Below are 8,369 nucleotides of genomic sequence, written 5' to 3' on the forward strand. Positions count from 1 at the left end.
TGTATGCTTTAAACACAAATAAAGCTAAAACCTGCCAAATAGTAAATTCTTCTGAATGAGAAGTACGCATCTTCTATAGCGTTCAAAGGGCAAAATAAGTCGATTGTTATCACATTAATTTTCATTACATCTGTTACATTTAAATAGTAATGGTGATGCACACCTCAACTCATGGATTATGAGAGAAAACAATAATGGCGAAATACAACGAAGAAGATATTAAATACAAAGGTGAATCCAACGGCGTACATTCTTGGAGCTCTCCTTCCGGCCAACCTTATTACTGGCACCCAGATTGGCTACACGTTGCGGAAGATGCGACGGGTACGCATCCGAAGCAAAAACTTGAAGTTGAAAAGACAGAAGTACCAACCGAAAAGCACGCATTAAAAGCGATCTTAAAGCATATGAACGACTGGGCGACTGAAAAACTTTCTTCTAACCCTGACATCGAAACCAATGCGGTTGAGTCGGAAATCAATCTGAAGAAATAACCCCAACCGATATCCATACTCTAACAGTAAACGCTCCACCTTTGGTGGGGCGTTTTTGTCTCAACAAATCCTCACTAGGCAATTATAAACGTGTTAACGCAAAGCACTGAATTGAAACGATTGGGATGTGTGCAAAACTTCTCCAACCATGGCATAAATGCCCTTCAAACTCTGTGCCTACCAAACGTTTTCATGGCAAAAACTTTAGTTATGTTAGAATTCTGTTTCAAATCGCAACTTTTTTAGGTTTTCTTTTCAGTAACGGTTGTAACCAATATTGCTGAAAGGTATAAATGTTAGCACACCCCTTCGATTAACATGGATGAAGATTATGTTTGAAAAAGTAGTTGCCGCTCCGGCTGACCCTATTCTTGGCCTTACTGAAGAGTTTAAAAAAGATGCTCGCGCAGACAAAATTAACCTTGGCGTAGGTATTTACAAAAACGAGCAAGGCGAAACTCCCGTTCTTGCGACAGTAAAGAAAGCTGAAGCAGCACTTGTTGAAACTGAAAAAACCAAATCTTACCTAACCATCGAAGGCACAGCAGAGTACGGTATTGCAGTGCAAAAACTGCTTTTCGGCTCTGATGCAGAAATTGTAAACGAAAAACGCGCTAAAACAGCTCAAGCTCCGGGTGGTACTGGTGCACTACGTGTTGCCGGCGAGTTCATTAAACGTCAACTAGGCGATGTAAAGATCTGGATCAGCAACCCAACATGGGCGAACCACAACGGCGTATTTACTGCTGCTGGTATCGAAACGGCACAATACAGCTACTACAATGCTGAAACAAAAGACAAAGACTTCGATGCGATGCTAAATGATCTGCAATCTGCATCTGAAGGCGACATCGTGCTTCTACACGGCTGCTGTCACAACCCTACAGGGATCGATCCTACGGCTGAAGAATGGGAAACATTGGCGAAACTTGTCGCAGAGAAGAAATTGCTTCCTCTGTTCGACTTCGCCTACCAAGGCTTTGCTAAAGGTGTGGAAGAAGATGCTGCAGGTCTTCGTACTTTTGCTAAGTACAACAAAGAAATCCTAGTCGCGAGCTCTTTCTCGAAAAACTTTGGCCTATACAATGAACGCGTAGGTGCCTTCACGTTAGTAGCTGAGTCAGAAGAAGTCGCAACAACCGCATTTTCTCAAGTTAAAGCCATTATTCGCTCTATCTACTCTAACCCACCTGCACACGGCAGTGCTGTCGTGACTCACATTCTTGGCAACGCCGAAATGCGTGCGGAATGGGAAGCTGAAGTAGCAGAAATGCGTGACCGTATTCAAGAAATGCGTGAACTATTTGTAGCGACACTAAAAGCAGAAGGTGTGGACGCAGACTTTAGTTTCATCGAACGTCAAAATGGTATGTTCTCTTTCTCTGGTCTTTCTAAAGAGCAAGTTAACCGCCTTAAAGAAGAGTTCGGTATTTACATTGTCGGTTCTGGCCGAATCAGTGTTGCTGGTATGACGAAGTCAAATATGGGCCCTCTGTGTAAAGGCATTGCAGCGGTTTTATAATCGACTGTCGCATACTTTATTAAAAGGAAAGGTCAGCATAAGCTGACCTTTTTTGTTTTAACTTAACGCCAAAAACGAACCCGTCCGATCTAGTAGACAAACTTCAAACTCAGCCCTACTTCATTGACGTAATCTGAACTTTCACCGCTGTAATCAGTATCTCTAAACTGATAAAAAAGACCAGTGCCGATGACTTTATGCCATTGGTAATTAAAACCGATCTTAAAATTGTTCTCATCAACGATATCACTACGGTTCAACTCCACTTCAGCTGTCGCAATAAGCTTTTCACTGAGCAAGTAATTCACCCCAACAGTTACAGCTTGAATCAATTCGCTATCGGAAGACAACGTATTATCCGTTTTGTCGTCCGTCGCTTTCGCTTTGATTGCGCCTATTCCATATATCCCGTAGATATCGAATTGCTCTGTAACTCCATAACGGTAACCACCACCAAACAAAAGGCGGTCAATGCGAAGAGTAAAATCATCCGGATGGAAAAACTGCGCTGAGTAATCAACATTAAACAACCAATTCTCAGTAAACAAATAGTTACCACCGAGTCCCACTGTGGTCGTATTAGAGTTATCTAACCATTCTTCGTTTGTCGTTCCGGCACCAACATCCAAATGAATGTGTTCGTACCCAAATTTTTCTGCTTGGTCCATGACCACTGCGCTTGATATCGCCGGCAAAGCAGCTAAAGAAACAAGCAATAAATTTCTCACCATTCGACTTCCTTTCATGAGAATTATCTAAACACTGTATTCCATCGCCTGAGCTACTTGGCTCAAGAAGAATAGCTTAATCTAAAGACGTGATAACGATCTGAAACAGCCAAAGATCTAATCAGTCATCACGAAGAAAACATATCGGCGACGTCTTTTTCAATTGAGGTGACCATATAGTAGTAAAAATGAAGCTCCCTTATCGTGCGATATGTCAGAATCTTATGACTGAGCACGAAAATCGCGGTTCAGATAAGACTCTGTTTTAAAACTAAGTTAAGATTACTTTATTATTTGCGAACTAAAAGGCGCCTTCGATGGATGCAGAACTTCTCGAGATTTACAACTTTCTCGCCAAGTATCCCCCGTTCAATGAACTCCCTGAAGAAACACTAAACAAGGTGACAGAGAGTATCGAAATCTCGTACTACCGAGAAGATACCCCCATCATCCATTTTGGAGACTATATCCAAGATTTATACGTGGTGCGAAGCGGTGTTGTTGAAGTTTATCGACGCAAAGGTGAGCTGTATAATCGCCTTGACGAAGGTGACCTATTTGGCCAGATGGGCATGCTCACCAATAACAAAGTCCGCTTTCCGGTAAAAGCCATTGAGGATACCCTGCTCTACTGTATTCCTGGTGACATTTTCCAAGAAATTTACGATAACTTTGATTCCTTTGCGGATTTTGTTGAAGTTGAAAATAGCGCTCGTTTACGCCAAGCCATTTCAGAAAACAAAGACGCCAATGACCTGACGACGTCGAAAGTGAAAACCTTGCTGACTGGCGATGCTCATACGATTGATCGTGGTCAGACAATCCAGCAAGCCGCGCAGCAAATGGCGAATGAGAACGTATCGGCTTTACTTATCGTCGACCCAGATTTCGTTCGTGACGAAGACGATCCACAGTCCCCAGTACTTGGTATCATTACCGACCGTGACTTGTGTACCCGTGTGTTAGCTGAAGGTTTGTCCCCACAGGACGATGTGTCCAGTGTGATGACCACGGAGGTCATGTCTCTTGACCACAACGCTTACATCTATGAAGCAATGTTAACGATGCTGCGTTACAACGTACATCACCTACCAGTGGTAAAAAACCAATTACCAATCGGTATTATCGAAACCACCGACATTGTTCGTTATGAATCTCAGAATTCGTTGTTGTTGGTGAGTAGTATTTTCCAACAACAGACTATCGAAGATTTAGCCGTTGTTGCCGAAGAAGTGAAAAGCAGCTTCGTGCGTCTGGTCAATGAAGATGCCAACTCTCACATGGTGGGTAGCGCGATGTCGGTCATTGGCCGAAGCTTCAAACAGCGTCTGCTAGAAATGGCAGAAGAAGAGCTTGGTCCACCGCCAATTCCTTATTGTTTCCTTGCACTTGGCTCAATGGGGCGAGATGAGCAACTGTTGGTGACTGACCAAGATAACGCCATCATTCTAGATGAAACTTATCAAGAAGAGAAACATGGTAAATACTTCGAAGCCCTAGCAAAATACGTCAGCGATGGGTTAGATGCCTGTGGCTACAAATATTGCACAGGCGATATTATGGCAACCAACCCACTGTGGCGCATGACTCGTTCAGAGTGGGAAGAGTGTTTTGCTGACTGGATTGATAACCCGAACCCGAAAGCACTACTCAACGCCTCCATCTTTTTCGACTTGGATGGCGTCTATGGCCGCTTAAAATGGGCAGAACAGTTAACTAGCTTTATTGTTCGTCGCGCTCGAAAGAACAACCGCTTCTTAGCGTGTTTGGCTCGTAACGCACTAAACAGAACACCACCTCTAGGCTTCTTTAAAGACTTCGTGATGGAAAAAGATGGCAGACACAACAACTCCATCAACCTCAAACGTCGCGGTACTGCTCCTCTGGTCGACTTAATTCGCGTTCACTCTCTGGCGGTTGGTTCACGAGCACAGAACTCGTTTGAGCGTCTTGACGACATTATTGATGCTGGCATTTTGCCAAAAGGTCGAGCACAAGACTTAAAAGACGCGTTAGAGTTTATTTCCATGGTGCGTATTCGTCACCAAGCGACGGATGTGGAACTAGGCATTGATCCTGATAACAATATCGAACCGGAAAACCTCTCTGAGTTTGAACGTCGCAACCTAAAGGATGCATTCCAGATCCTAAGCAATGGTCAAAATTTCCTTAAGTTCCGCTACCAAGCGAACAAGAGCTTTAAGTGAGGTTTAGCATGATTAAAAAGCTCTTTCAGAAGCCAACCATTCAGTGGCCAACGAAGTTTGAACAAAAGCTGGAGATGGCGAAGGATGAGAATTTAATTGCGTTTTATAGCAACAAGCCGCCTGCTCCAGAAACACCGTTATCTGAGGTGGAGTTCGTGGCGTTAGATTTCGAAACGACGGGTTTGAATCCTGAAAAACATGACATCATTACTATTGGTTTAGTGCCGTTTAACCTGAAGCGAATTTTCCTACGTAACTCGCGTCATTGGAAGGTACGTCCACAGCGTGCACTCGATGAAGACTCAGTCATTATACACGGTATTACTCACAGCGAATTGATCGATGCACCTGACTTAGGCGATATCTTAAGCGAGCTGCTACCATGCTTAAGCGGGAAAATCATTGTTGTTCATTACCGTCGTATCGAGAGAGAGTTTCTGGATAAAGCGCTCAAAAGCCGTTTAGGGGAAGGTATTGAGTTTCCTGTTTTAGATACGCTGCACCTTGAAGAAACGATTCAACAGAAACGTTCAGGCTCTCTCTGGGAGCGTTTAAAAGGGAAAAAACCAGAATCGGTTCGGCTAGCGCAATCTCGACGCCGTTATGGGCTGCCAGACTATACGCCTCACCATGCATTAACCGATGCAATTGCTACCGCAGAGCTACTGCAAGCGCAAATCGCCCATCATTACAGTGAAGAGCAACCCATCAGTGAGTTCTGGCTGTAATATACTTCACGCTTAATAGCGATCAAAAAAGGAGCCTGATGGCTCCTTTTTTACTTAGGTTGAGACAAGATTACAGCTTAAAGCGTTGAATCTCTTGTTCAAGTTCGTGTGATAGCTCAGACAGGTGAGCAGCTTGTTCTGCTGCTTGATGAGCTTCGACTGACAGCTCGTTAGACACATCACGAATACCTTCAGTGTTACGAGTGATCTCAGTGGTTACCGATGCTTGCTCTTCTGCTGCTGAAGCAATCTGCGTTGCCATATCACTGATACGCTCAACAGCAGTGTGGATTTGCGTCAAGCTCGCTGCAGCCGCATTGGCATCATCAACACTGGTATCAGCTAGACGACGACTGTCACCCATAATACCGACCGCCTTGGCTGTTGTGCCTTGTAGCATCTCGATAGTTTCTTGAATCTCTTGCGTTGAAGCATGAGTACGTTGGCTCAATACGCGGACTTCATCTGCAACCACAGCAAAACCACGGCCTTGCTCACCTGCACGTGCCGCTTCGATCGCCGCGTTAAGTGCAAGTAGGTTCGTTTGCTCTGCAATGCCTTGAATCGTTGATAGAATCGTATTGATGCTATTTCCGTGCGCTTCTAGCTCTTGAATCACATCAGTAGCAACTTGAACTTCTTGCGCTAAGTTCTGAATAGAACCTTGCGTTTGAGTTACTTGGCTTGAACCGTGTGAACAAGCTTGAACCGCTTCTTCTGAGTTACTTGCCGTGCTATCAGCATTACCTGCAATTTCTTGTGTCGCTGCTGCCATTTCATTCACAGCCGTCGCCACCATGTTGATTTCATCTTGCTGGTAAGAGATACGCTGACTACGCTCCTCAGCTTGCTGTGCTGTCGTGCGTGCTTGCTCTGAAAGCGCAGAAGATACGTGGCTAAGCTTAGTAACCATTGTGTGCATGTTGCCAACAAAACGGTTGAAGTTTTCCGCCAGTTTACCTACTTCATCATCACTGCGTGGTTCTAGGCGTTGCGTTAAGTCACCTTCGCCAGATGCAATTTCTTCCAGTGCATTTGATACGCGGTTCAAGTCACGGAACAAGAAACCAACTAGCCAAGAAACTGCAAGAATAACCACAATCGTGATCGCCACAGCAGTGAACAATAGATCTCGTAGCAATACCGCATGACCTGCTTCTTCTGTTGCGCGATCCATTTCAATCGCAAACATCCAATGCGTACCAGGAACTTTATTGAAGTAGTAAAGCTTCTCTTTTCCTTTGATTACCGTATCTTCGATACGACCTTCATCGGCGGCGCGCTCAATTGCCTCTTCTGAAAAATCTTTTAGAACACTGGTGATAGGCTTAAGCGTCAAGCTTTTATCTGGATGCGCTAAGAAGGTGCCTTCATTCATGTCGATTAGCATCGCATGCGCGTTTTCACCTGCATCTAAGTTAATCACATCGCTGATAAGCTGATCGATCAGTACGTCCGCACCAACAACACCAACAAACTGACCATTTTTCATTACTGGCTCAGCAATGGTCACAAGTAGTGCATTCGTGATTGCGTCTTGATATGCGGCTGTGATGATTTGCTTACCTGCGGCATCAGCATCCTTGTACCAAGGACGTGTGCGAGGGTCATAATCAGCACGGTTACGCTCCGGATGAGAGCGGTACATATCACCGTTTGGTGTACCAAGGAAGATGTCATCGAAGCCACCAGCCTTGCGAGCTTGTTGTAGGAAAGGAACAACGTCTTGCTCGGTCGAGTAATCGTTGAACGCAGTGGCAATATCTTTACGGATATTGACCCAATCAGAAATTCCCTCTGACGCAGTAGTACTAAGACTTTGCGCACGTGAATAGACACCTGAACGAGTCTGATCAAATAATTGACCAGCCGACAACCAAGTAAGTGCTGTTGCCATCACAACAACAGCAGAAAGGCTTGCGCCTATAAGCTTTTGTTTTAATGATAATTTCATATTTATAGTTTTTTGAGTTGGGAGAACAGTTAAGGTGCATGAATATTACACACTTTTTTACGACTATTCACTAATTTTTAAAAAACAAAATAGCACATTAACTCTTTGTAAAATATGAACTTTCATGTGTCATTTTTTTGTCTCGAGCGTCATAAAAACCGCACAAAAAAAGCCAGCAAATTGCTGGCCTTTTGATTAATTGTTAGTCAGACGGTTTTATAAAATGCCGAATTACTGACGCTCTGTTCTCATACCCATCAATAAGCTCACACACATTGCAAGCAGAATGAAGGTAAATGGCAGTGCTGTAGAAATGGCACCGGCCTGAAGAGCTTGAACCGCCTCGGAGCCACCAATCCATAGCAGAGCAACCGCAATTGCACCTTCCATGAATGCCCAGAAGACACGTTGAAGTACAGGTGCATCGACTTTACCACCTGCCGTGATACTGTCGATAACAAGTGAACCAGAGTCAGAAGACGTAATGAAGAACACAAGTACCAGCACAACAGCGATGATAGAAAGCATGCTACCAAATGGAAGAACATCAAACATTTGGAACATAGCAAGTGATACGTCAGTCAAGCCATTTGTGCCCAGCTCACCTACTTTATCAACAACTTGCTCGATCGCCAGGCCACCAAATACAGACATCCAAATAACGGTAACCGCCGTTGGAACCAGCAGAACTGCTGTGATGAACTCGCGAACGGTACGGCCACGAGAAACACGCGCG

General features: G+C 44.4%; 7 protein-coding genes. 4 read left to right on the forward strand and 3 right to left on the reverse strand.

Going from position 1 to position 8,369, the window contains the following annotated elements; genetic code table 11:
• Positions 1 to 194: 194 nt before the first annotated feature.
• Entirely contained in the window at positions 195 to 494 is a 300-nt protein-coding gene (locus IQR33_RS12275) for a hypothetical protein (protein WP_005376885.1), read from the forward strand.
• 331 nt (positions 495 to 825) lie between these two features.
• On the forward strand, positions 826 to 2,016 hold the full coding sequence (locus tag IQR33_RS12280) for an amino acid aminotransferase (RefSeq protein WP_017636105.1): 1,191 nt from the start codon (positions 826 to 828) through the stop codon (positions 2,014 to 2,016).
• Positions 2,017 to 2,105: 89 nt separating this feature from the next.
• Here IQR33_RS12280 and IQR33_RS12285 read toward each other — a convergent pair whose 3' ends face one another.
• A complete protein-coding gene (locus IQR33_RS12285; protein ID WP_193843721.1) occupies positions 2,106 to 2,747 on the reverse strand; it encodes an outer membrane beta-barrel protein in 642 nt (213 codons plus the stop codon).
• 314 nt (positions 2,748 to 3,061) lie between these two features.
• Here IQR33_RS12285 and IQR33_RS12290 point away from each other — a divergent pair, with 314 nt between their 5' ends.
• Together IQR33_RS12290 and IQR33_RS12295 are read left to right on the forward strand one after the other, a co-directional pair.
• Complete coding sequence (locus IQR33_RS12290; RefSeq protein ID WP_193838083.1) at positions 3,062 to 4,951, forward strand: DUF294 nucleotidyltransferase-like domain-containing protein; 1,890 nt, start codon at positions 3,062 to 3,064, stop codon at positions 4,949 to 4,951.
• 8 nt (positions 4,952 to 4,959) lie between these two features.
• Positions 4,960 to 5,679 (forward strand): 3'-5' exonuclease, encoded by a 720-nt coding sequence (locus tag IQR33_RS12295; protein WP_005376881.1) that lies wholly within the window; start codon positions 4,960 to 4,962, stop codon positions 5,677 to 5,679.
• Between the two features lie 70 nt (positions 5,680 to 5,749).
• Here the strand turns inward: IQR33_RS12295 and IQR33_RS12300 are convergent, their stop codons facing one another.
• Positions 5,750 to 7,633 carry a methyl-accepting chemotaxis protein gene (locus IQR33_RS12300; protein ID WP_005376880.1) on the reverse strand — a complete coding sequence of 628 codons (1,884 nt, stop codon included), beginning with the start codon at positions 7,631 to 7,633 and terminating at the stop codon, positions 5,750 to 5,752.
• 231 nt (positions 7,634 to 7,864) lie between these two features.
• Positions 7,865 to 8,369, reverse strand: a 505-nt coding sequence (locus IQR33_RS12305) for a BCCT family transporter (protein WP_193843722.1), incomplete at its 5' end; no start/stop codon positions are given.

It is taken from the genome of Vibrio sp. OPT46, from assembly GCF_015163535.1.
Lineage (GTDB): Bacteria > Pseudomonadota > Gammaproteobacteria > Enterobacterales > Vibrionaceae > Vibrio > Vibrio alginolyticus.

Excerpts from the sequence above, each read along its gene's own strand:
- IQR33_RS12275 (WP_005376885.1), top strand. The coding sequence starts at position 195 with ATGGCGAAATACAACGAAGAAGATATTAAATACAAAGGTGAATCCAAC.
- IQR33_RS12280 (WP_017636105.1), top strand. The coding sequence starts at position 826 with ATGTTTGAAAAAGTAGTTGCCGCTCCGGCTGACCCTATTCTTGGCCTT.
- IQR33_RS12285 (WP_193843721.1), bottom strand. The coding sequence starts at position 2,747 with ATGGTGAGAAATTTATTGCTTGTTTCTTTAGCTGCTTTGCCGGCGATA.
- IQR33_RS12290 (WP_193838083.1), top strand. The coding sequence starts at position 3,062 with ATGGATGCAGAACTTCTCGAGATTTACAACTTTCTCGCCAAGTATCCC.
- IQR33_RS12295 (WP_005376881.1), top strand. The coding sequence starts at position 4,960 with ATGATTAAAAAGCTCTTTCAGAAGCCAACCATTCAGTGGCCAACGAAG.
- IQR33_RS12300 (WP_005376880.1), bottom strand. The coding sequence starts at position 7,633 with ATGAAATTATCATTAAAACAAAAGCTTATAGGCGCAAGCCTTTCTGCT.